Here is a 22,626-nt window from a genome sequence, read left to right as displayed (position 1 = left end):
CGGAATGAACCAGTGCCTACGCTCGCTTGCGTGCGTCGTTGCCGTGGCCGCTTTGGCCTTCATCCCTACCGAGCTGGCAGCGAAGAGCAGTCAGAAATCGTCCGCGCCGAAGAAGACGCATGAGGCGAAAGCCGGCAAGCAGCGCCACGCCTCCGCCAGCAAGGCGCGGCACGGCAAACGTGCCGAGGCCAAACGCAACTCGAAGAAGCAGGACGACGCGCCCTCGGACAATCCGGCAGCCCCGCCACTGACTGGCGATCTCGCCGCGCTGAAGGATGCCATCGATCTCGCGCGGAAGGGCAAGACCGAGGACGCGAGCGCGGCGCGCGACCGCATTGCTGACCCGGCGGGGCAGAAGCTCGCCGACTGGTTCATGCTGCGCCATTCCGAAAGCACGGCCAATTTCAAGCGCTACGCCGCCTTCCTCGCCGCCAATCCGGACTGGCCGAGCAGCGCGCTGCTCCGCCGCCGCGCCGAGGCGCGGCTGTGGCAGGAGAAGGCCGACGCGGCGACCGTGCACAAATTCACGATGGACCGGCCGACCAGCGCCAAGGGCAAGTTCGCACTCGCCCGCGTGCTGATGACCGAGGGCGACAGCGACCGGGCCGAGCGTCTGGTGCGCGATGCCTGGCGCACGGACGAATTGTCCGAACGCAGCGAGGAAGATTCCTACGAAGCGTTTCGCGATCTCCTGACCACCGAGGATCATCGTGCCCGCATGGACAAGCGCCTCGGCGCCAAGGACTACGCAGGTGCGCGGCGCGCAGCCAAGCGGCTCGGCGAGGATGCGCTCGCGATCGTCAAGGCCTGCGCCGCCGTCACCGGCAAGGCCAGCAAGGCCAAGGATTACCTCGAGGACGTCTCGGCCGAGGCGCGCCGCGACCTCGGCTATGTGCTGTGCCGCGCGCAATGGCATCTCCAGAATGACCGCATCGACGACGCGGCCGAGGTGATCCTAGCCGCCGCGCCCGATACGATGGCGGCGCAAGACACCGACGCCTGGTGGCGCGAGCGCCGCCTGCTCGCGCGAAAGCTGCTCGACCAGGGCAAGTTCAAAACCGCCTACGACGTGGTGCGCTCGGCGGCCGTGCCCGCGATGGAAGTCTATCGCGTCGACTATCACTTCATGTGCGGCTGGATCGCGCTGCGCTATCTCGATGATCCCAAGGCGGCGATGACGCATTTCGCCGCGATCGACGAAGGCTCGGCCAACCCGATCGCGCTGTCGCGCGCGCATTATTGGCGCGGTCGCGCGGCGGAGGCGATGAACGCAACCGCCGATGCGCGCCTGAGCTATCAGGCGGCGGCGCGCTATCCGACCGCCTATTACGGCCAGCTCGCCCGCGCCAGGCTCGGCCTCGACCGCATCGAACTGCGCGGGCCCTCGCCCGTGCTGGCAGCAGTCGACACGCCGCCCGCGGACGAGCGCGTGCGCGCCGCCGACATGCTCTACGGCGTCGGTGAGCGCGACATGGTGTTTTACTACGCCGAGGATTTCGCCAAGGAGAGCACCGACGTGGCGGCGCTCGAAGCCCTCGGCGAGCTCGCCGGCCGGCGCAACGATGCGCGCGTGATGCTGGAGGTCGGCAAGTCGGCGCTGGCGCGCGGGCTCGCACTCGATCACTACGCCTTCCCGACCATCGGCATCCCTGAACATAAGCAGGTCGCGCCCGCGATCGACCCCAGCGTGATCTATTCGGTGGCGCGCACCGAAAGCTCGTTCGACCAGCGCGACAAATCGGCCGCCAACGCAGTCGGGTTGATGCAGGTGACGCCGGAAGCGGGCCGCGACACCGCAAAGCGCTTCGGCCTGACCTATGACTGGGACAAGATGGTCTCCGATCCCGTCTACAACACGCAGATGGGCGCGGCCGAGCTCAGCGCGCTGATGTCGGAATACCGCGGCAATCAGATCATGACCTTCGCCGGCTATAATGCCGGCCGGGGCCGCGTGCGCGAATGGGTGCAGGCGCGCGGCGACCCCAGGGATCCCAAGGTCGATCCGGTCGACTGGGTCGAGCGCATCCCGCTGTCGGAGACGCGCAACTACGTCCAGCGCGTGATCGAGAACGTGCTGGTCTATCGTGCGAGGTTTGAGGCCAGCAGCGTCGTCGCGGCGAAGTCCGAGCAGCGCGTTACGACGCCGAACGTGGGCGCGATGCCGACGGCATCGGCCGCAGCCGCCGCGCCCTAGCTTCGCGACGCCGGGGCTGGACGCGGCGTGAAGCTGGATGCGGTGACTGCGACCGACCTCTCTGCGCGGGTCCGCATCGTTCGGCGAGCCGTCACCTCCTTCCGTGGTCAGAGGGTTCGTACGCGCGCAGAAATGCTTCCGTCAGCGAGCGCGAGAGCGCACCCGTCTGCAGTATCCAGTTCCAGCTCGACACCGTGATCGCTTCGAGCGAACTGCGGTAAGGCCAGAGCATTTCCACCGTCGTCTGCTGATATCGACGGTAGCAATCATAGTCGCAGTACCGCCGCTCAGCGGGCACATGGCGGACGTAACTCGCGCCCAACGGTTGCGCGCACGCGCTGCAGGTACCGCCGTGGCGAGGCCCTTCCTGATTGACGAGCATGAATCTCATAGCGATGCCCTCTCACCCGGACGGCAAATCCACCGCCCGTTTCGCTCTCCTATCCGCTCAAGACGCCGCTCGTGTGCGTCCCTCGATCAGCGGCGCAGCTTCGCCATGAAGCGCGTAACACTCGTAGCCGCAGTAGGGCAGCAGCGTCTTCGCATCGCGCAGATAGCCGCCGCTGATCTCCTCGCAGCACCACAGGCAGAACGTTTTGCGGAAAGGGGTCCTGCCGTTCACCAATATGAACCTCATGTGGCACCTCCGAGCGCAAAGCAGTAGACCGTGTCGACGGATCCGGTGACTGGTGCTTACGCCGCCTGAGACCGAAACAGCCATCGGCGATCGCGTTCGCGGCGCGCCCTGAAGCGATCGAGACATTTCCGGGAGCAAAGCGGCGCTCGCCAGGAATAATACCGGATCAGGCCGAACTTCCCGCTGCAGACGGCGCAGCTTTTTGCCGCGGAAGGGCGCTCGGAGTGTTCGGGCTTATCGCACATGATCTCTCCTCCTGGCCTCTGATGGGCGCCTCTGACGGTCGAGGATCCCCACGGGCGCTGATGCACAATCATCACGTTCGTCAACGAAATGCGGCTTCTCAATCGTGACCAGCCAGATCACGGCGGAGGCGAAGCTCGCCTCTTGAGCGCACGACGCCGCGCTACTCGACGGTTCGTGCTTCGCGATCGACTTCACTGGATTGCCGGTGAGACTAGTCCGCATGCGACGGGCCGCTCAATTGTACGGAGGTAAATGCAGCGTATGACTAGGGTTGCGCGACCTATACATAGGTTTGTCCGGTAATTTTCCGGAGTTTCGTCTACCCGCAACGAGACGGCGCAACGGCGGCAAGCTGCACGGAGCCCGCGAATTCTCGACTCGGAATCCTGCTTTGGTCGGAGGGAATTGCCCCTCCTGTCGCAAAGTGCTCTACTCGCCCTGCCCCCAAGCGGGCCGGGACGCCTGCGATGATGCCTGGCCAGATCGCAAAATTAGGGAATTCGGCCGCGCAATTCCTGCTCGGCGGCCTTGCGGCGCTTCGATCTCTCGGCAATGCAGCGAAAGACGGACCTGCGGCTGGAGAGGGCCGGCGGCAGGACAATGCCGACCTGCGCGACGCCGTGAAGCAATGGCGACAAGTGTTCGAGCACAATCCGGTCATGTATTTCATGGTCGATCCGGCCGGAACGGTGCTCAACGTGAATACATTTGGCGCCGCGCAACTGGGCTACAGCGTGGCCGAACTGACCGGCCAATCTGTGCTGAACGTCTTTTTCGAAGAGGACCGCGATTTCGTTCGTCGCTGTGTCGGGCTGTGCCTGGAAACCGTGGACCAGTCGCACACCTGGGAGATTCGCAAGATCCGGAAGGACGGCTCGGTTCTCTGGGTCCGTGAGAACGCCAAGGCCATGCGGCGCGGCGACGGCACGCCGATCGTGCTGGTCGCCTGCGAAAACATCACCCAGCGCAAGGAGGCGGAGGATGCGCTGCGCCAGAGCGAGGCCTACCTTGCCCAAGCGCAGGAGTTGAGCCGCACCGGCAGCTTCGGCCTGAGCCTGGCAACCCGCGAGGCCGTCTGGTCCAGGGAGACCTTTCGCATCTTCCAACGTGACCCGCAGGTCAAACCGACGCTCGATTTTGTTTTCCAGCGCATCCATCCGGAAGATCGCAATGCGGTCAGCAAGACCCTTGATCGGGCCTTCCGTGACGTCGGCGATTTCGACCATGAATATCGTCTGCTGATGCCCGATGGATCCATCAAATATCTCCATTCCGTGGCACGCGCGGTGAGACATGGATCCGGCCACATCGAGTTTGTCGGAGCGGTCACTGACGTCACTACGGCAAAGGAAACCGAACAGCGACTGCGTCGCAGCGAAGCCTATCTAACCGAAGCCCAGCGCCTCAGCCATACGAGCAGCTGGGCCTGGGACGTGCGCCGTCAGGAATTCGCTTACCGATCGGCCGAACTCTATCGCCTGTTCGGATTTAACCCGGACCAGATTGATCTGTCGGCGCAGGCCTTCCAACAACGGATCCTCGCCGAAGACTTTAAGCGGATCGTCGATGTGGAACGTCAGGCAATCCGGCAAAAGCAGCCTTTCGAAGTTGATTTTCGGATTGTGCGTCCGGACGGTTCGGTACGACACGTCCATACGGAGGGGCATCCCGTCGTCGGCGGGGACGGCGATGTGACGGAGATCATCGGCACCCACGTCGATGTCACCGAGCAGTTTGCCGCAAGACAAGCGCTGCAAAACGCCTTTGACGAGCTCAAGCTGTCCGAGCAGCGATTTCGCGACTATGCCGAAACCGCCTCGGACTGGTTTTGGGAGAGCGGGCCGGACCACCGTATCACACGGATTTCGGAACATGCCGACACGGCCGGTCCCGTGCCCACGGGCGTGATCGGCCTCGCCCGTTGGGACATTCCGCCCGATGCCGAGCTCGAGCCCGAGAAGTGGGAGCGGCATCGCGCGACACTCGATGCCCACCTTCCGTTTCGCGACCTGGTCTACCGAAGCAAGGATCGCAACGGATCTCCGATCTACGTGCGCACCAGCGGCAAGCCCTTGCACGACGCGAACGGCAACTTTCTCGGCTATCGTGGCGTCAGCAGCGACGTGACGGCGGCGATCCGCGCCGAGCAGGCCGAAGAAGCACTGCGCAAGGCGCAAGCCGAGCTTGCTCACGTCACGCGTGTCACGATGCTCGGCGAACTCACGGCCTCGATCGCCCATGAGATCAATCAGCCTTTGGCCGCCGTGATCTCCAATGCGGATGCCTGCATCGGATGGCTCGACCGCGAACCGGCCGACCTGAATGCCGCGCGCCGTTCCGTGGAATGGATCGTCGAGGACGCCAATCGCGCCAGCGAGGTGATCCGCCGGATCAGAGCGCTTGCGAAGAAGACCGAGATCGAGATGGCTCCGGTCGACATGAACCAGCTCGTCAGGGAGACGGTGGCGCTCGTCCGCCGCGAGCTTGCCACCCATGCCGTGTCGGTGCGAATGGAGCTGGCGTCCGCTCTGCCCAGAGTCTGCGGCGACCGGATCCAACTGCAGCAGGTGCTGATCAACCTGGTCATGAACGGGATTGAAGCCATGCACGCCAATGTGGAACGCCCGCGCGAGCTTGCGATCCGCTCCAGCCAGGTGAGCGAGCACGGCGAAGGCCGCATGCTCCTGATCGTGACAGACAGCGGGGTCGGCCTCGGCAACGGCGCGACGGAGCGCATCTTCACACCTTTCTTCACGACAAAGCCGAGCGGCCTGGGGATGGGACTGTCGATCTGCCGATCGATCATCGAGGCTCATGCGGGCCGGCTCTCGGCCTTCCCCAATGACGGAAGCGGAGCAACATTCCAGATTGCCCTGCCCTTGCCGATCGAGGACACGTCGTGACCGACATTCCCAAGGCGGCGACGGTGCAGACGAGCTCCGACGATCCGATCGTCTTGATCGTCGACGACGATCCATCGATGCGCCGTGCGCTCACCAACCTCTTTCAATCCGTCGGCCTCAAGGTCCAGGCTTTCGGCTCCGCGGCGGAGATCATGGAAGCCAAGCCACCGGCGGTCCCCAGCTGCCTTGTGCTCGACATCCGCCTGCCGGGCTCAAGCGGCTTTGACCTGCAGTCGGACCTCGCGAAGGCGAACATTCACACGCCCATTATCTTCATCACCGGTCATGGTGATATTCCGATGACCGTCAGGGCCATGAAAAGCGGCGCCATCGATTTTCTGACCAAGCCGGTGCGCGACCAGGACATGCTGGATGCGGTTCGGGCCGCGATCGAACGGGATCGCAAGCGACGCAATGCCGAGGAGTCGGTCGCGGGAGTGCGGTCCCGCTTCGAGGGTTTGAGCGCGCGCCAGCGCGACATCCTCACTCTGGTGGCATCCGGCCTGATGAACAAGCAGGTCGCGGCCGAGCTTGGATTGGCCGAGATTACCGTCAAGATCTATCGTGGGCAGATCATGCGGAAAATGGGCGCCAAGTCGTTGGCCGATCTCGTCAGAATGGTGGAGGCGCTCGGAATCTCACGCCCGGGCGGAAAGGTGCAAACCTAAGTATGCTTTTCAAGCTCGCTCCAAGGGCTCACTTTCGCCAAGCGCGGCACCGTGATCGGCGGCTCCCCGATCAGGAGCGATCATCTTGTCAATCCCCTTGGCCATTTCCGTCATTGACGATGATCGATCAGTCCGCCTTGCGACCAATAATCTGCTGACGTCGCGGGGATACACGGTCAACATCTTTCGCTCCGCTGACGAATTTCTTCAATCGGCCGAACTGAAGACGACGTCCTGCGTGATCGCGGATGTGCAGATGTCGTTGATGGGCGGCCTTGAGCTCTTGACGCACATGCGCAGCCTCGGCCACCACACGCCCTTCATCTTCATGACGGCTTTTCCCGACGATGCCGTGCGCGACCGCGCGCTGAAAGCGGGCGCTATCTGCTTTCTCGCGAAGCCGTTCTCCACGCCCGCTCTGCTTGAATGTCTGCGGATGGCCCTGCCCGGCCCCGATCAAACCGAGACGTGATACGCCGGCGCCGAGCCCTGGCGACACGGCGCTCACTCCACCTTGATGTTCGCCGCCTTGATGATCGGCCACCACTTCGCGATCTCCGCCTTCTGGCGCGCGCCGAGGGCTTCGGGCGTGAGCTGATCCTGCGGTGTCATCTCCAACCCCTGGCTTTCGAGCTGCTTCTTCACGCCGGGATCGTTCAGCGCTTCCACGGCTGCGGCATTGAGTTTGGTGACGATCGCCTTCGGCGTGCCCTTGGGCACCCACATGCCGGACCAGAGCGTCATGTTGAAACCCTTCAGGCCCGCCTCCTCCGCCGTCGGGACGTCGGGCGCCGACGCGAGGCGTTTGTCATCGGTGACGGCATAGGCGCGGATGGTGCCGGCGCGGACCTGGTTGATGGAGTTCGAGGTCTGGTCGACGATGACGTCGATCTGGCCAGCGATGAGATCGTTCAGGGCGGGCGCGGTGCCGCGATACGGCACGTATTGCAGCTTGATGCCGCTGACGCTCTCGAAATAGACCCCGGCGATGTGGCTGCCCGAGCCCGCGCCGGCGGTGCCGGCGGTCGGCGGCGAAGGCCGCGACTTCAGCCAGTCCAGCAGCTCCTTCAGCGAGGTCGCGGGCACCGCGTTCTTGCTGACGACGATCATCGGATTGCTCGGCAGCAGCACCACCGGCTCGAGGTCCGCGACCAGGTCGTAATTGAGCTTGTAGACGGCGCCGTTGGCAACGTGGGTGCCGAGATGGCCGAACGAGATCGTGTAGCCGTCGGGGGCCGAATGCACGGCACGGCCGACGCCGATCGAGCCGCCCGCGCCAGTGACGTTCTCGATCACCAGCGGCTGGCCGAGCGCCGTCCGCATCCGCTCGGCAAGCACTCGTGCCATCGCATCTGACGGACCGCCGGCGGCGAAGGGCACGATGATGGTGATAGGACGGGAAGGATAATCGTCGGCGCGCGCGACCCCTGCAAGAGCGAGAATAGCAATCAGCGCAGCCCAGGCGGCCTTCATTGTGTTCTCCCCAGCAATGTCATTGTTGTTTTTGTCTCTTCCCGCGTACGGGAAGAGGGATCGTTCGTGAAGGGACGAAATGCCGCGCTAGAACTGCGAATAGTCGATCGGCTTGTGGCGATCGAGCGTGCGGGTGACCGGCGGCAGCGGGTATTTCAGGCCGGTGGCGCAGTTGAACAGCATCACGCGGTCACCCTTCGAGACGCGGCCGTCGGCGAGGCTGTCCTTGTAGGCGGCGTAGGTCGCAGCACCTTCAGGGCAGAGCAACAGCCCCTCCTCGCGCGCGACCTCGTTCAGCGCGGCAGAGATCTTGTCGTCGTCGACTGCAATGGCAAAGCCCTTGCTCTCGCGCACCGCGCGCAAAATGAGAAAGTCGCCGATCGCCTGCGGCACGCGAATGCCTGACGCGATGGTGTGGGCGTCCTCCCAGCGTGTGGCATGCTCGGTGCCCGCTTCGTACGCGCGCACCATCGGCGCGCAGCCGGAGGCCTGCACCGCGACCATGCGCGGGCGCTTGCTTCCGATGAAGCCGATCTTTTCGAGCTCGTCGAAGGCCTTCCACATGCCGATCAGGCCGGTGCCGCCGCCGGTCGGATAGAAGATCACGTCGGGCACGTCCCAGCCGAGCTGCTCGGCGAGTTCCAGCCCCATCGTCTTCTTGCCTTCGATCCGGTACGGCTCCTTCAAGGTCGAGGTGTCGAACCAGCCGACTTTCGTCTTGCCCTCGCCGACGATCTTGCCGCAATCGTCGATATAGCCGTTGACGCGATAGACGGTCGCGCCCTGAAGCTCGATCTCGCTGACGTTCACCTCGGGCGTATCGGCCGGACAGAAAATCGTGGTCTTGATGCCACAGCTTGTGGCGTAAGCGGCGAGCGCCGCCCCGGCATTCCCGTTGGTCGGCATCGCCATGTGTTTGATGCCGAGCGCCTTGCCCATCGACACCGCCATCACGAGGCCGCGCGCCTTGAACGAGCCGGTCGGCAGCCGCCCCTCGTCCTTGACGATGATCTCGCCGCCGCCGAGCTTTGCGCCGAGCTTGGGCAGGCGGATCAGCGGGGTCGTGACTTCGCCGAGCGAGACGATGTCCTGGCATTTGCGCACGGGCAGCAGCTCGCGGTAGCGCCACATGTCGGCGGGGCGCTGCGCCAACGCGTCCTTGGTCAGCGCCTTCTTCACACCGGCGAGGTCGTAGCGCACCAAAAGGGGCTTGCCGGCCTTGGAGAGGTTGTGGACCTGATCGGCGGCGTAGTGATCGCCCTCCATCGCGCATTCGAGATGGGTGACGAAGGTCGGGCGTTCGATGGTGAGATTGTCGTTGTCTTGCATGGGGTGATTTCCTTCTTGTTTTGCAGGCCCTACTGCTCGTCATTGCGAGCGTAGCGAAGCAATCCAGACTGCCGCTGCGGAAAGATTCTGGATTGCTTCGCTGCGCTCGCAATGACGGCGGCAGTGGTCGTCAAAGATTCAGCACCCGTCCATACGCATCCAGCACGGCTTCCTTCATCATCTCCGACAGCGTCGGATGCGGGAACACGGTGTGCATCAGCTCTTCTTCCGTGGTCTCCAGGTTCATGGCGACGACGTAGCCCTGGATCAGCTCGGTGACCTCCGCGCCGACCATATGGGCGCCGAGCAGCTGACCGGTCTTCTTGTCGAAGATGACCTTGACCATGCCCTGGTCCTCGCCGAGCGCGATCGCCTTGCCGTTGCCGACAAAGGGAAAGCGGCCGACGCGGATCTCGCGGCCATTCTCCTTGGCCTTGGCTTCGGTCAGGCCGACCGAGGCGACCTGCGGGTTGCAATAGGTGCAGCCGGGGATCATCAGCTTGTCCATGGGGTGCGGATGCAGGCCCTTGATGGCCTCGACGCAGATCACGCCCTCATGCTCGGCCTTGTGGGCCAGCATCGGGGGACCCGCGACGTCACCGATGGCATAGATGCCGGGAACGTTGGTCTTGCCGTAGCCGTCGATCACGATGCAGCCGCGCTCGGTTTTGACGCCGAGCTTTTCGAGGCCGAGATACTCGATATTGCCGACCACGCCGACGGCAGAGATCACGCGCTCGAACTCGGCGGTCTGCTTCGCCTTGCCGTCGTCGAGCGTCGCGACCACGCTGTCGCTCTTCTTTTCGAGCTTCGTCACACCCGTGTTGGTGAGGATCTTGATGCCCTGCTTCTCGAGGCGCTTGCGGGCAAGTCCGGCAATCTCCGCGTCCTCGACCGGCAGGATCTGCGGCAGCACCTCGACCACCGTGACATCCGACCCCATCGTCTTGAAGAACGATGCGAACTCGATCCCGATCGCACCCGAGCCCATCACCAGCAGCGATTTCGGCATCCGCTCCGGCACCATCGCTTCAAAGTAGGTCCAGATCAGCTTCTTGTCGGGCTCGAGTCCCGGCAGCACCCGCGGCCGCGCTCCGGTCGCGACGATGATGTGCTTGGCCTGATAAGCCCCCTCGCCGAGCGCGCCCTTGGGCCCCTCGACGTCGGACTTCTTTACCGTCACCTTGCCGGGCGCGTCGATCGAAGCCGCGCCCCAGATCACGCTCACCTTGTTCTTCTTCATGAGGAAGCCGACGCCGTCGTTCAGCCGCTTCGAGACGCCGCGCGAGCGCTGCACCACGGCCTTCGGATCGAACGAGACGTTATCGGCCGACAGGCCGTAATCCTTGGCGTGCTGCATGTAGTGGTAGATCTCGGCGGAGCGCAGCAGCGCTTTGGTCGGGATGCAGCCCCAGTTCAGGCAGATGCCGCCGAGATAGGATTTCTCGACAATCGCGACCTTGAAGCCGAGCTGGGCGGCCCGGATAGCGGTGACATAGCCGCCGGGACCGGAGCCGATGATGATGATGTCGAAGGATGTATCGGCCATGGCGGCTCCCGTTCAACTCAAGAGGTGCCGCGGGCGCGGCGCCTGGAAATCAAAACCCTGACCAGCCATTCGAGCAGGATCGCGCCGGCCATGATAGCCAACGCGATCATAATGACCGCCTGGCCGATGCTCCGTGCCAGCTGCTCGCCGGCAAAGAACGCGGAATGCAGAATATCGAGCCCGACCGGATTGAGTGCAACCACAGCCGAGAGCAACAAGGAGATCCAGGGCCAACGCGTCCGCATTCACCCCGCGCCTCCCCGGGCTACACCATCATCATGACGGGATTTTCGATCAGCTGCTTGAAGGCCCCGATCAGCTCGGCACCGAGAGCGCCGTCGATGGCGCGGTGATCGCACGACAATGTCACGCTCATCATGTTGGCGATCTCGATCTTGCCGCCGCGGACCACAGGCCGCTCCTCGCTGGTGCCGACTGCGAGGATGGTGGCATGCGGCGGATTGATCACGGCGGTGAAGTGGCTGATGCCGAACATGCCGAGGTTCGAGACGGCCGTCGTGCCGCCCTGGTATTCTTCGGGCTTCAGCTTGCGCGAGCGGGCGCGGGTCGCAAAATCTTTCATCTCGTTGGAGATGGTCGACAGCGTCTTGGTCTCGGCCTTGCGGATGATCGGCGTGATCAGGCCGCCGGGCATCGCCACCGCAACGCCGACGTCGGAATGATGGTGCTTGACCATGCCGGATTCGGTCCAGCTCACATTGCAATTCGGGATCTTCTGCAGCGCCACCGCCATCGCCTTGATGACGAAGTCGTTGACCGAGATCTTGTAGAGCGGCTTCTTCTCCTTGTCCTTGGGAGCAGCCGCATTGATCTCCTCGCGCGCGGCGAGCAGCTTGCCGATGTCGCAGTCGATGGTGAGGTAGAAGTGCGGGACGTTCTGGATCGACGCGGTCAGGCGCTGCGCAATCGTACGGCGCATACCGTCATGCGGGACGACCTCGTAGGAGCCGGGTTCGAACAGCGACAGGATCTGCTTGTCCGACATGGTCGGCGCGGTCGAGGGCGCGCCCGACGGCGCCGCCGCGGGTGCCTTCAGGCCCTTGCCGGACTTGGCCTGCTCCACGTCGCGCGCGACGACGCGGCCGTGCGGGCCGGTGCCGGTCACCATCGCAACATCGACGCCGGCTTCCTTGGCGAGCCGGCGCGCCAGCGGCGAGGAGAACACGCGGCCGGCGTGGCCGTTGCTCTGCGCAGCCGGTGCTGCGGCCTGCGGTGCAGGTGCGGCGGCGGGCGCCGGCGCGGCCTTGGGCGCGGCAGGCGCAGCAGCCGGCGCAGCAGCGGGAGCTTCAGCAGCTTTCGGAGGCACGGCCGAAGCGCTGGGCTTGGCGGCGCCTGCCGCCTTCACGTCCTCGCCCTCGCCGGCCAGCACAGCGATCACGTCATTGACCGGCACGTCCTGCGTGCCCTCTGGCACGAGGATCCTGGCGATCGTGCCCTCGTCGATGGCCTCGACCTCCATGGTCGCCTTGTCGGTCTCGATCTCGGCGATGACGTCGCCGGATTTGACCTTGTCGCCTTCCTTCTTCAGCCACTTGGCGAGGTTGCCCTTCTCCATCGTCGGCGAAAGAGCGGGCATCAGGATGTTGATGGGCATGCTGACCTCAAGAAGAACTTTGCAAAAATCCGTCTCCGGACCGGAGACGAACAGACCAGGTTTAGTTGCCGATGTCGCCCTGCCACAGGCGCTCATTGGCCGGGATGGAACGCCAATTCTTCATCATGGTGATGGAGCGGTCGTCGGCAAGGTCGATCCACGGGATGCCGAACTTGTCGAGAATGTCCTTGGAGCCTTCGAAGGTGACGGACTCTCCGATCACCACGAGCTTGACCTTGAACAGCGCGAGCGCACCGGCGCACATCGCGCATGGCGACAGCGTCGTGTACATGACGGTATCGTGGAACGAGATCGCACCCGCCTCGCGCAGGCAACTCATCTCGCCGTGCAGGATCGGATTGTTCTCCTGCACGCGGTTGTTGTGGCCGCGGGCGATGACCTTGTTGTCGCGGGTCAGCACGGCGCCGATCGGCAGGCCGCCTTGCGCGATCGAGGCTTCCGCCTCGCGGATCGCCTCCAGCATGAAATCGAAATGATAGGATTCGATCGCCACGGTCAGTGCCCCTTCCCGCGCGGCGTCGTGGTGCCGGTGTCGGTGGGACGCTCGATCTCGGCCTGGAACATCTCGATGATCCGGTTCAGCGCGTCCTCCTCGGTGTATTCGCTCTCGCGCGCATAGGCGCGCGCGGCGTGACGGGCGAGATCGACGAGCAGCAGGCCCCACATGTCGGGTTCGTCGAAGGCCCGCTGAAACGCCATCGACAGCCCGCCGTCCAGCACGAACACGCGCAGGATCTCGACCGCATCATCGCGGACGAGAACGTCGGGTGGTAGTGGCTGCTCCTTCGGACCCGCCATGGTCTACCTGTAGCAGACGGCTTTGGCGGCCTCGACCACTTCGGCAGCCGAAGGCAGCGCGAGCTTTTCCAGGTTCGCGGCATAGGGCATCGGCACGTCCTTGCCGGAGACGCGGGCTACAGGCGCATCCAGATAGTCGAAGGCATACTCCATGATCCGCGCGGCGATCTCGGCGCCGACACCGCTCTGGGCCCAGCCCTCTTCCACCGTGACGGCACGTCCCGTCTTCTTGACCGAGTTGACGATCGTCTCGGTGTCCATCGGGCGCAGCGTGCGCAGATCGATCACTTCGGCCTCGATGCCGTCCTTGGCGAGTTCGTCGGCGGCCTTCAGCGCGTAGCTCATGCCGTTCGACCACGAGATGATCGTGACATGGCTGCCGGAGCGCACGATGCGCGCCTTGCCGATCGGAATCACGAAATCGTCGAGCTTCGGCACCTCGCCAGTGTGACCGTAGAGCATCTCGTTCTCGAGGAAGATCACCGGGTTGGGATCGCGGATCGCAGCCTTGAGCAGGCCCTTGTAATCAGCGGCCGAGAACGGCGCGACGACCTTGAGGCCCGGGACATTGGAATACCAGGACGAATAATCCTGGCTGTGCTGGGCGGCCACGCGGGAAGCGGCGCCGTTAGGCCCGCGGAACACGATCGAGCAGCCCATCTGGCCGCCGGACATGTAGAGCGTCTTTGCCGCGGAGTTGATGATCTGGTCGATTGCCTGCATGGCAAAGTTGAAGGTCATGAACTCGACGATCGGCTTCAACCCGCTCATCGCGGCGCCGACCCCAATGCCGGCAAAGCCGTGCTCGGTGATCGGCGTGTCGATCACGCGCTTGGCGCCGAATTCCTGAAGCAGCCCTTGCGTCACCTTGTAGGCGCCTTGGTATTCGGCGACCTCTTCGCCCATCACGAAGACGTCGGCGTCGCGGCGCATCTCTTCGGCCATGGCATCGCGCAGGGCTTCACGGATGGTCTGCGTCACCATCTCGGTGCCGGCAGGCACTTCCGGGTCGGGCTCTGCGACGGCCTGCGGTGCCGGCGCAGCCTTGGGAGCTGGCGCTTCGGCTTTTGCAGCGGCGGGCGCTGCGGATTCGGCAGCCTTCTGCTGCGGAGCGGGCGCCTTGGCGAGATCGGCGGCACTCTCGCCATCGGCGAGAATCGTCGCAATCGGCGTGTTCACGGCAACGTCGGCTGTGCCCTCGGGGATCAGGATCTTGCCGAGCGTACCTTCATCGGTCGCCTCGACCTCCATGGTCGCCTTGTCTGTCTCGATCTCGGCGATGACGTCGCCGGACTTGATCGTCTCACCCTCTTTTTTCAGCCATTTGGAGAGGTTGCCCTTCTCCATCGTGGGCGACAACGCGGGCATCAGCACTTGAATTGGCATATCGACTCCAAAAGAAAGCTTGCGCGCGTTCAGCGGTAAATATCGGTCCAGAGCTCGGCGGCATCCGGCTCGGGATCATGCTGGGCGAAATCGGCGGACGCATTGACGATGTCGCGCACCTCGGCGTCGATCGCCTTCAGATCCTGCTCGCTGACCTTGGCGGCCAACAGGCGGTTGCGCACCTGCTCGATCGGATCCTGGTCGTGGCGGACTTTCTCGACCTCCTCGCGCGTTCTGTACTTTGCGGGATCGGACATCGAGTGGCCGCGATAACGGTAGGTCTGCATCTCCAGGATGAAGGGTCCCTTGCCGGCGCGGCACCAGGCCGCAGCTTCGTCGCCGGCGGCCTTGACGGCACGGACGTCCATGCCGTCGACCTGCTGGCCGGGAATGTTGAAGGAGGCGCCGCGCTTAGAGAAATCCTGCTGCGCCGAGGCGCGCGAGACCGAAGTGCCCATGGCGTAGCGGTTGTTCTCGATGACGTAGATCACCGGCAGCTTCCAGAGCTCCGCCATGTTGAAGCTCTCATAGACCTGGCCCTGGTTGGCCGCACCGTCGCCGAAATAGGTGACGCTGACATTGTCGTTGTCGCGATAGTGATTGGCGAAAGCGAGCCCGGTGCCGAGCGAGACCTGGGCGCCGACGATGCCGTGGCCGCCGTAAAAGTGCTTCTCCTTGCTGAACATGTGCATGGAGCCGCCCTTGCCCTTGGAATAGCCGCCGCGACGGCCCGTGAGCTCGGCCATGACGCCGTTGGCCTCCATGCCGGTGGCGAGCATATGGCCGTGATCGCGATAGCCGGTGATGACCTGATCGCCCGGCTTCAGGGCCATCTGCATCCCGACCACCACGGCCTCCTGGCCGATATAAAGGTGGCAGAAGCCGCCGATCGCGCCCATGCCGTAGAGCTGGCCGGCCTTTTCCTCGAACCGCCGGATCAGGAGCATGTCGCGGAGCGCCTTGAGCTCCTGCTCTCTGGTGAATTCCGGGGGCGAACCGCCGTCGGTCTTGTCCTGTGCAGTGCTTGCGGCGGCTTTCTTGGGTGCGGCCATGGGAATTCCGGGTCAGAGAAAACTTCAGCCCTCTCTAACCCAAGTCAAACGCCCTTGGAAAGCACCGCGGCGGCATGGCACGACTTTCATTATGCCGCACTGCAACGTGATCGTAATATTGCAAAATCTTTGACGCGGATCGGGCAACAAATCGACACGGTCGCCGCACGCGCAGATTCGTGGCCGCGTCAAGCAACGTTGAGCCAACGCGGTCCCGACATTTGGAACGGGCGGCGCAGAACGGCGCCGCCCTCTCCGCCCGCCCGATCAGAAGAAGCCGAGCTTCTTGGGGCTGTAGCTGACCAGCAGGTTCTTGGTCTGCTGGTAGTGATCGAGCATCATCTTGTGGGTCTCGCGCCCGACGCCCGACTGCTTGTAGCCGCCGAAGGCCGCATGCGCGGGATAGGCATGGTAGCAGTTGGTCCAGACCCGGCCGGCCTGGATCGCCCGGCCGAAGCGATAGCAGCGGTTGGCGTCGCGGCTCCAGACGCCGGCCCCCAGGCCATAGGGCGTGTCGTTGGCGATCTCGAGCGCCTCTTCGTCGCTCTTGAAGGTCGTGACCGAAACGACGGGGCCGAAGATCTCCTCCTGGAAGACGCGCATCTTGTTGTGGCCCTCGAACACGGTCGGCTGGACGTAGAAGCCGCCGGCGAGATCGCCGCCGAGCTCGGCGCGTCCGCCGCCGGCCAGCACCTTTGCCCCCTCTTGCTTGCCGATGTCGATGTAGGAGAGGATTTTTGCGAGCTGCTCGCCCGACGCCTGCGCACCGATCATGGTGTCGGCCGCGCGCGGGTCGCCCTGCTTGATCGCGGCGACGCGCTTCAGCGCCCGATCCATGAAGCGGTCATAGATATCGGCATGGACCAGCGCCCGGCTCGGACAGGTGCAGACCTCGCCCTGGTTCAGCGCGAACATGACGAAACCTTCGATCGCCTTGTCGAAGAAATCGTCGTCTTCGGCGGTGACGTCGCTGAAGAAGATGTTGGGCGACTTGCCGCCGAGCTCGAGCGTGACGGGAATGAGGTTCTGGCTGGCATATTGCATGATCAGCCGGCCCGTCGTGGTCTCGCCGGTGAAGGCGATCTTGGCGATGCGCGGGCTCGAGGCCAGGGGCTTGCCGGCTTCCAGCCCAAAGCCGTTGACGATGTTGAGGACGCCGGGCGGCAGAATGTCGCCGATGATCTCGGCCCAGACCATGATCGAGGCCGGGGTCTGCTCGGCCGGCTTGAGCACAACGCAATTGCCGGCGGCGAGCGCGGGCGCGAGCTTCCAGCAGGCCATCAGCAGCGGGAAGTTCCAGGGAATGATCTGGCCGACCACGCCGAGCGGTTCGTGGAAATGATAGGCGACGGTGTCGTGATCGATCTCGGAGAGACTGCCTTCCTGGGCGCGGATGGCGCCGGCGAAATAGCGGAAGTGGTCGATCGCCAGCGGCAGGTCGGCGGCGCGGGTCTCGCGGATCGGCTTGCCGTTGTCCCAGGTCTCGGCGATGGCGAGACGCTCGAGATTGTCTTCCATGCGGTCGGCGATCCGGTTCAGCATCGCGGCGCGCTCGGCGACGCTGGTGCGGCCCCAGGCGGCCTTCGCGGCATGCGCTGCATCGAGGGCTGCTTCGACGTCCTGCGCGTCGGAGCGCGCGATCTTGCAGACGATCTGGCCCGTCACCGGCGAGGCATTGTCGAAATACTTGCCGGCGATCGGCGCGACGAACTTGCCGCCGATGAAATTGTCGTAGCGTTCGGCGAAGGGAATTTTGGTGACGCTGAGGAATTCTACCTTGTTCATTGATCACTCCCGATGTTTGCTGTTTGCGCAATTCGTCGCGTGGTCGCGACTTGCATCGACGATGTCCCGGGAGGCGTCTTCTGTCAGCCCTGATGGGAGCGATGACGGAGCCGACCTGTCGCAGTTCTGCGACAGGTGTCGAGGCTGCACGTCATGCCGCCGCACATACTGACCTCATCCTGAGGAGCGCGCTCGTGCGCGCGTCTCGAAGGATGGCTGGTGGTGACAGCAGGGCCTCTTGTGGTTCGTGACGACCGCTTCGCGGTCTCCTCACCATGAATATCTACCAGCAGCTCAATGCGCGTTCAGCTCGAACCGCTTGAGCTTTCTGTGCAGCGTGGCGCGGCTGACGCCGAGGGCCTTGGCGGCCGCCGAGACATTGCCGCCGGCGCGGAGCAGAGCCCGCTGCAACACCGCGCGTTGACCGCCGGCAAGATGGTCGCGCGCGGTGTCGCCGCCAAGGAGATCGGCCGCAGGCACTGGTCGCAACGCCCGACCCGGCGCGAGCCCCAGTCCCGCCCGGGCAGTCCTGGTCGCGCCGATCACGAGATCGTCCGCATCGACCGCAACGAGGCCGCCGCACTGGCCGTCCGCAGCTTGCGTCAGCACGATGCGGGCGTGGGCGAAGGCCCTGCGAAACAGATCGGCCTCGATACGCTTGGCCGCCTCGCCGGCCGCGAGCGCGATCAGATTGGAAAACAAGTCAGTGCGGTCGGCGCGGCAGGAGGAGACGTCGAGCACGCCCGCGAACGCAGCCTCATGGTCGTAGATCGGAACGGCAGTGCAGCTCAGAAGCGTGTTTCGGGTGAAGAAATGCTGGTCGCGGTCGATCGTCAGCGGGCGCTGCTCGACGAGGCAGGTACCAATGCCGTTGGTGCCCTCATGCTCCTCGCTCCAAAGCGCGCCGGTCCAGAGGCCCCAGGACTGAAATGTCGCATCGTCCGCCGGGGTGCCGCGGCGATCGACCGGCACGCCCTCGCCGTCGGCGAGAAGCACGCAGCAGCCGCTGGCGCCGACCGCCTGGTAGAGCCGGTCCATTGCACCTCGCGCAGCGGCGAGCAGCGGCGCGATGCGCTCGCGCGCGTGGTGCAACTCGGCTTCGCTCAGCCGGTTCGGTGAGCTGCGGCCTGCGGGATCGAGACGATGCAATCTGGACGAACGGCGCCACGAGGCCACAAGCGACGAGCGTGCCGCCTGGCCTGACGTAATGGCGGCCTCGACACGGGCCGCGTGATGCCGGGGGGATTGCCCATTCATCACTGTTTCCTCCAGGTGGCAATCTAAACGGTGCCGGCACGGCCCGGTTGATCTGCGTCAACCCTGGCCATGGCGCTGGCAGCCATGAGCCCTTTGCGGCGCTGCCGTCAAGGCGGCAGTCCGGTTCCAGGCTTCAACTTGGAAGTCTTCAACTTTAGGAAGAGTGGTTAGTTCGCCGGGATCGTCCGGACGAGATCGCGCGGATTGACGTAGTCGAGCTGGAAGCGCGCCCGCTCGTCCAGCATGTCGGGGTCGATCTTCGCGGAGCGCAGCAGCGAAACGCGCTGCTCGCTCCTGGCACGCTCGCGCTTGAGCTGAGCCAGCTCGCTGGTCAGCGCCACGATCTCCTGGTCGAGCTCCTGGCGGGCGTTGAGGCCGTATTTGCCGGTATAGGCGTTGACACCGAAATAACCGACGATGGCAGCCGCCATCGCATAGAGGGCAAGACCGGTCAGGATCGATTTCAGGCGCGCGCGGGAGACCATCTTGGGAAGATGGGACAGGTTGGTTAAGGGCGTGCTAATTTCCGGCCGCTGGCCCCGCGCGCGACGCTAGCGGACCCTCATGGCGAGGAGGCGCAAAGCGCCGTCTCGCGGACGATGCTTCGCATCGCCGCGAGAACCATGAAGGCACGGCAGTTTCCCGGAGCCATCCTTCGAGACGAACGCTTCGCGTTCTCCTCAGGATGAGGGCCTATGCTGTGGCTGCGGGCGATTTGGCCTCAGCCGTGATGCTTCGCGACGTGCACCGCAAACGCGTCGATATAGGCCTGGAGCACGGGCTTCAGGGACTCCTTGGTCAGGTTGCCCTCAGCGTCGAACGCGTCGCCCACTCCGTTCAAATAGGCCTCCGGCTGCTGCATGATCGGGCCGGAAATGCCCGGCAGGATGTTCTGCAGCGTCTTGGCGGCGCTGACGCCGCCGAGCGGGCCCGGCGAGTTCGCGATGATGCCGACCGGCTTGCCGTTGAACGAGCTCTTGCCATAGGGCCGCGAGGCGACGTCGATGGCGTTCTTCAGCACGCCCGGGATCGCCCGATTGTATTCCGGCGTGACGAAGATGACGCCGTCCGACTTCTGGATCTTTTCGCGAAAAGACAGCCAGTCGGCCGGCGGCGCGCCCTCGAGGTCCTGATTGAAGAACGAGATGCCGGCCGGCGTGATGACCTCGAGCTTGAGCGAGGCCGGCGCGAGCTTGGCGAGCGCATGGGCGATCTTCAGCGAAAAGCTGTCCTTGCGCAGGCTGCCGGCGATCGTGACAATATTGTAGGCCATGGAGTGTCCTTGAAATCTTCAGCGGGAGTGCCGGGGCGGCACTTAAGCGATCCCGAGTGATGGATGCAAGTGCATGGACCGATCGGATTTGGAAACGCTGCGTTTCTGAACGGTTGCCCAAACCATCAGGCCGCAAGTGGCGGCCTGAGTCGTTGGTACAATCCGCAAATCGGTTCAGATCGTCGGATTCCACGCCGACGGGATCAGGCGATATTTGGCACCGTCCTTCTCGACATGGCCGACCGAGGGGAAGGTGAAGTGGAAGCCGATCACGGTCGCCTTTTCGGCTGCCGCCATGTCATAGAATTTGTGGCGGGTCTCCTGCGCCAGCGCAGCATCGGTGTCGAACACCACATGCCAGTCCGGATTGCGCAGGAAGAATTCGGGAATGTTGGTGACGTCGGACTGGATCAGCACCTTGGCATCGCCCGAGGCCACCGCAAACGAGGTGTGCCCGGGGGTGTGGCCGGGCGTCGCGATCGACGTGATGCCCGGCGCGACCTCCTTGCCCCACTCGTACTTCGTGACCTTGGATTCGAGGCCGGCAAAGGTCTTCTTCACGTTGGCGAAGTAGTTCTTCATCATCGCGTTGGACTCGGCCTTGGCGGCGTTGTCATCGCTGGTCCAGAACTCCCAGTCCTTGCCCGGCACCATGATCTCCGCATTCGGAAAGGCGAGCGCGCCGTCGGCGAGACGAATGCCGTTGGTGTGGTCGGGATGTAGATGCGAGAGCAGCACGACATCGATGCTCTTTGGGTCGACTCCGGCGGCCTGGAGGTTCTGCAGCGTGCGGCCGACCGCGCCCTTGCTGGGCTCGAGATTGGCGACACCGTTGCCGGTGTCGATCAGCACGAGCTTGGAGCCGGTGTTGATGAGCTGCGGGTTGAACGGCACCGTGACCATGCCCTTCGGCATGTAGGCCGCCTCGCCCGCGGCCAGCGCTTCCTCCTTCGACGCGTTGACGACGAACTTGTCCGGCATCGGGAAAGTGCGCGCACCGTCATTGATCGAGGTGCACTCGTAGCTGCCGACCTTGTAGCGGTAGAAGCCCGGCGCCTGCGTGCCGGCTTGCGGCACCGCGGCATTGGCGGTGGTCAATCCAAGCTTGGTCATCGCAGCCGCACCGAGGACGGCGGCGCCTGCGAGCAGATGGCGGCGATTGAGATCGGTCATGGAGAAGTCCCCTTCTGAGCGCGCCTTGCGGTTTTGTCCGCTTTCGATGGCGGCGGAATAATCTCCCGCTTCGCTCAGAAGGCAAGACCTTCTTTGGGTGACGTGCCGTCGCACGTGCCGATTATTTATTTGGGTTGATGAGGAATTTTTCGCCGGTGGCGCGTTTGGCGTAGACCGCGATGTTGACGGGATCGAGCGCCTCAGAAAGCGACACCACCTTGGTGTAGTGGCTGGCAAACGTGGTCTTCAGTTCGTCGACGACGCGCTGGCGCAGCCTGGCCCCGTCCGCCTGCCCGATCTTCATCAGGAACGGAAACAGCAGCCAGCCGCCGACGCCCCAGGCCATGCCGAAGCCGCGCGGCAGCTCGATCGGGCGGACATCGAGCGCGCCATAGACGTAGACCTGCTTGTGCACGTTGGAGCCGTAGCGGCTGTATTCCTTCGCGGTCTTGTTGATCGCGACTTCCATGCAGTTGAGGATGTCGCCGGCGAGCTTGCCGCCGCCGATGGCGTCGAAGGCGATGGTGGCGCCGGTCTCGACCAGCGCATTGGTGAGATCGCCGAGGAAGCTCGGCGCGGTGGAATCGACGACGTATTTGGCGCCGATCTTGTGCAGGATGTCGGCCTGCTCCTTGCTGCGCACGATGTTGACCAGCGGGATGCCGTCCTTGATGCAGATCTTGTTCAGCATCTGGCCGAGATTGGATGCGGCCGCAGTGTGCACCAGCGCCTTGTGACCCTCGCGCCGCATGGTCTCGGTCATGCCGAGCGCGGTCAGCGGATTGACGAAGCAGGAGGCACCTTCGGCCGGCGTGGTGCCTTCCGGCAGCGGCAGGCACTCGCGCACTTTTAACGTGCGATACTGGGTGTACATCGCGCCGCCGATCATGGCGACGGTCTTGCCCATCAGCGCCTTCGCGGCATCCGAGGAGCCAGTCCTGATCACGACTCCCGCGCCTTCGTTACCGACCGGCATGGATTCGTCGAGCCGGCCTGCCATCGCCCGCATCGCGCCTTCCGGCACCTTCGCGGTGATGACGGGAGCACCCTTGTCGCCGGAAGCCTTTGCCGTGCTCATATCGGCTGCGCCGATCAGGAGCCCGAGGTCGGACGGATTGATCGGCGCCGCCTCGACGCGGACGACGACCTCGTCCGCGGCGGGCTCGGGGGTCGGCACGTCGAGCAGCGAGATTTCGAGCTCACCGCTCTTCTTGATCAGCGAACGCAGTTGCAGGCCGTTCTTGCCGTCGCTCATGTCGATCCTCCC

20 protein-coding genes are annotated in these 22,626 nt (G+C 64.3%); 4 read left to right on the top strand and 16 right to left on the bottom strand.

Going from position 1 to position 22,626, the window contains the following annotated elements; all coding sequences use genetic code 11:
- Positions 1-4: 4 nt before the first annotated feature.
- Positions 5-2,194, top strand: a complete 2,190-nt coding sequence (locus tag BRA1253DRAFT_RS02225) for a lytic transglycosylase domain-containing protein (RefSeq protein WP_007590636.1) — start codon at positions 5-7, stop codon at positions 2,192-2,194.
- A gap of 448 nt (positions 2,195-2,642) precedes the next feature.
- On the opposite strand, the gene BRA1253DRAFT_RS02215 is transcribed toward BRA1253DRAFT_RS02225, so the two are convergent.
- A complete protein-coding gene (locus tag BRA1253DRAFT_RS02215) occupies positions 2,643-2,831 on the bottom strand; it encodes a hypothetical protein (protein ID WP_007590634.1) in 189 nt (62 codons plus the stop codon).
- Positions 2,832-3,544: 713 nt separating this feature from the next.
- Between BRA1253DRAFT_RS02215 and BRA1253DRAFT_RS02210 the strand changes: the two genes are divergently transcribed.
- The 3 genes from BRA1253DRAFT_RS02210 (at position 3,545) to BRA1253DRAFT_RS02200 (ending at position 7,120) form a co-directional block, all read left to right on the top strand.
- Entirely contained in the window at positions 3,545-5,980 is a 2,436-nt protein-coding gene (locus tag BRA1253DRAFT_RS02210; RefSeq protein ID WP_007590633.1) for a PAS domain-containing sensor histidine kinase, read from the top strand.
- Entirely contained in the window at positions 5,977-6,648 is a 672-nt protein-coding gene (locus tag BRA1253DRAFT_RS02205; RefSeq protein ID WP_007590631.1) for a response regulator transcription factor, read from the top strand. The genes BRA1253DRAFT_RS02210 and BRA1253DRAFT_RS02205 overlap by 4 nt, the downstream gene beginning before the upstream one ends.
- An 85-nt stretch (positions 6,649-6,733) precedes the next feature.
- A complete protein-coding gene (locus BRA1253DRAFT_RS02200; RefSeq protein WP_007590630.1) occupies positions 6,734-7,120 on the top strand; it encodes a response regulator transcription factor in 387 nt (128 codons plus the stop codon).
- A gap of 32 nt (positions 7,121-7,152) precedes the next feature.
- Here the strand turns inward: BRA1253DRAFT_RS02200 and BRA1253DRAFT_RS02195 are convergent, their stop codons facing one another.
- From BRA1253DRAFT_RS02195 to BRA1253DRAFT_RS02125, 15 genes are all read right to left on the bottom strand, one after another.
- Positions 7,153-8,121 carry a tripartite tricarboxylate transporter substrate binding protein BugD gene (locus BRA1253DRAFT_RS02195; protein WP_007590629.1) on the bottom strand — a complete coding sequence of 323 codons (969 nt, stop codon included), beginning with the start codon at positions 8,119-8,121 and terminating at the stop codon, positions 7,153-7,155.
- Between the two features lie 87 nt (positions 8,122-8,208).
- Positions 8,209-9,450, bottom strand: a complete 1,242-nt coding sequence (locus tag BRA1253DRAFT_RS02190; RefSeq protein WP_007590628.1) for a threonine synthase — start codon at positions 9,448-9,450, stop codon at positions 8,209-8,211.
- Between the two features lie 130 nt (positions 9,451-9,580).
- Complete coding sequence (lpdA, locus tag BRA1253DRAFT_RS02185; RefSeq protein WP_007590627.1) at positions 9,581-10,999, bottom strand: dihydrolipoyl dehydrogenase; 1,419 nt, start codon at positions 10,997-10,999, stop codon at positions 9,581-9,583.
- Positions 11,000-11,016: 17 nt separating this feature from the next.
- Positions 11,017-11,244 carry a hypothetical protein gene (locus BRA1253DRAFT_RS02180; protein ID WP_007590626.1) on the bottom strand — a complete coding sequence of 76 codons (228 nt, stop codon included), beginning with the start codon at positions 11,242-11,244 and terminating at the stop codon, positions 11,017-11,019.
- A gap of 20 nt (positions 11,245-11,264) precedes the next feature.
- Entirely contained in the window at positions 11,265-12,614 is a 1,350-nt protein-coding gene (locus tag BRA1253DRAFT_RS02175; protein WP_007590625.1) for a pyruvate dehydrogenase complex dihydrolipoamide acetyltransferase, read from the bottom strand.
- Between the two features lie 61 nt (positions 12,615-12,675).
- The gene (locus BRA1253DRAFT_RS02170) at positions 12,676-13,128 is read right to left on the bottom strand and encodes a nucleoside deaminase (protein WP_007590624.1); all 453 of its coding nucleotides are present in this window, start codon (positions 13,126-13,128) and stop codon (positions 12,676-12,678) included.
- A gap of 2 nt (positions 13,129-13,130) precedes the next feature.
- Entirely contained in the window at positions 13,131-13,433 is a 303-nt protein-coding gene (locus BRA1253DRAFT_RS02165) for a DUF5076 domain-containing protein (protein ID WP_007590623.1), read from the bottom strand.
- Positions 13,434-13,436: 3 nt separating this feature from the next.
- Positions 13,437-14,819, bottom strand: coding sequence for a pyruvate dehydrogenase complex E1 component subunit beta (locus BRA1253DRAFT_RS02160; RefSeq protein WP_007590621.1), 1,383 nt, complete (start codon positions 14,817-14,819; stop codon positions 13,437-13,439).
- Positions 14,820-14,848: 29 nt separating this feature from the next.
- Positions 14,849-15,871, bottom strand: coding sequence for a pyruvate dehydrogenase (acetyl-transferring) E1 component subunit alpha (gene pdhA / locus BRA1253DRAFT_RS02155; RefSeq protein ID WP_007590620.1), 1,023 nt, complete (start codon positions 15,869-15,871; stop codon positions 14,849-14,851).
- A gap of 267 nt (positions 15,872-16,138) precedes the next feature.
- On the bottom strand, positions 16,139-17,656 hold the full coding sequence (gene adh, locus BRA1253DRAFT_RS02150; protein ID WP_007590619.1) for an aldehyde dehydrogenase: 1,518 nt from the start codon (positions 17,654-17,656) through the stop codon (positions 16,139-16,141).
- Positions 17,657-17,950: 294 nt separating this feature from the next.
- Positions 17,951-18,913 carry a GAF domain-containing protein gene (locus tag BRA1253DRAFT_RS02145; RefSeq protein ID WP_007590618.1) on the bottom strand — a complete coding sequence of 321 codons (963 nt, stop codon included), beginning with the start codon at positions 18,911-18,913 and terminating at the stop codon, positions 17,951-17,953.
- 167 nt (positions 18,914-19,080) lie between these two features.
- Positions 19,081-19,398, bottom strand: coding sequence for a septum formation initiator family protein (locus tag BRA1253DRAFT_RS02140; RefSeq protein WP_007590617.1), 318 nt, complete (start codon positions 19,396-19,398; stop codon positions 19,081-19,083).
- A gap of 236 nt (positions 19,399-19,634) precedes the next feature.
- On the bottom strand, positions 19,635-20,186 hold the full coding sequence (locus tag BRA1253DRAFT_RS02135) for an NADPH-dependent FMN reductase (RefSeq protein WP_007590616.1): 552 nt from the start codon (positions 20,184-20,186) through the stop codon (positions 19,635-19,637).
- A gap of 174 nt (positions 20,187-20,360) precedes the next feature.
- A complete protein-coding gene (locus BRA1253DRAFT_RS02130; protein ID WP_007590615.1) occupies positions 20,361-21,359 on the bottom strand; it encodes an MBL fold metallo-hydrolase in 999 nt (332 codons plus the stop codon).
- Positions 21,360-21,480: 121 nt separating this feature from the next.
- Positions 21,481-22,614, bottom strand: a complete 1,134-nt coding sequence (locus BRA1253DRAFT_RS02125; RefSeq protein ID WP_007590613.1) for a zinc-binding dehydrogenase — start codon at positions 22,612-22,614, stop codon at positions 21,481-21,483.
- Positions 22,615-22,626: the final 12 nt, after the last annotated feature.

The organism is Bradyrhizobium sp. WSM1253, from assembly GCF_000244935.1.
Taxonomy (GTDB): Bacteria; Pseudomonadota; Alphaproteobacteria; order Rhizobiales; family Xanthobacteraceae; genus Bradyrhizobium; species Bradyrhizobium canariense.
The sequence above is the reverse complement of the archived record's forward strand: the minus strand, read 5'-3'. Positions and strand labels throughout refer to the sequence as shown.

Coding starts and splice junctions, on each gene's coding strand:
- BRA1253DRAFT_RS02190 (WP_007590628.1), bottom strand. CDS start 9,450: ATGCAAGACAACGACAATCTCACCATCGAACGCCCGACCTTCGTCACC.
- BRA1253DRAFT_RS02210 (WP_007590633.1), top strand. CDS start 3,545: ATGATGCCTGGCCAGATCGCAAAATTAGGGAATTCGGCCGCGCAATTC.
- BRA1253DRAFT_RS02215 (WP_007590634.1), bottom strand. CDS start 2,831: ATGAGGTTCATATTGGTGAACGGCAGGACCCCTTTCCGCAAAACGTTC.
- adh (WP_007590619.1), bottom strand. CDS start 17,656: ATGAACAAGGTAGAATTCCTCAGCGTCACCAAAATTCCCTTCGCCGAA.
- BRA1253DRAFT_RS02180 (WP_007590626.1), bottom strand. CDS start 11,244: ATGCGGACGCGTTGGCCCTGGATCTCCTTGTTGCTCTCGGCTGTGGTT.
- BRA1253DRAFT_RS02175 (WP_007590625.1), bottom strand. CDS start 12,614: ATGCCCATCAACATCCTGATGCCCGCTCTTTCGCCGACGATGGAGAAG.
- BRA1253DRAFT_RS02125 (WP_007590613.1), bottom strand. CDS start 22,614: ATGAGCGACGGCAAGAACGGCCTGCAACTGCGTTCGCTGATCAAGAAG.
- BRA1253DRAFT_RS02140 (WP_007590617.1), bottom strand. CDS start 19,398: ATGGTCTCCCGCGCGCGCCTGAAATCGATCCTGACCGGTCTTGCCCTC.
- BRA1253DRAFT_RS02145 (WP_007590618.1), bottom strand. CDS start 18,913: ATGAATGGGCAATCCCCCCGGCATCACGCGGCCCGTGTCGAGGCCGCC.
- BRA1253DRAFT_RS02195 (WP_007590629.1), bottom strand. CDS start 8,121: ATGAAGGCCGCCTGGGCTGCGCTGATTGCTATTCTCGCTCTTGCAGGG.
- BRA1253DRAFT_RS02165 (WP_007590623.1), bottom strand. CDS start 13,433: ATGGCGGGTCCGAAGGAGCAGCCACTACCACCCGACGTTCTCGTCCGC.
- BRA1253DRAFT_RS02225 (WP_007590636.1), top strand. CDS start 5: ATGAACCAGTGCCTACGCTCGCTTGCGTGCGTCGTTGCCGTGGCCGCT.
- pdhA (WP_007590620.1), bottom strand. CDS start 15,871: ATGGCCGCACCCAAGAAAGCCGCCGCAAGCACTGCACAGGACAAGACC.
- BRA1253DRAFT_RS02160 (WP_007590621.1), bottom strand. CDS start 14,819: ATGCCAATTCAAGTGCTGATGCCCGCGTTGTCGCCCACGATGGAGAAG.
- BRA1253DRAFT_RS02135 (WP_007590616.1), bottom strand. CDS start 20,186: ATGGCCTACAATATTGTCACGATCGCCGGCAGCCTGCGCAAGGACAGC.
- BRA1253DRAFT_RS02130 (WP_007590615.1), bottom strand. CDS start 21,359: ATGACCGATCTCAATCGCCGCCATCTGCTCGCAGGCGCCGCCGTCCTC.
- lpdA (WP_007590627.1), bottom strand. CDS start 10,999: ATGGCCGATACATCCTTCGACATCATCATCATCGGCTCCGGTCCCGGC.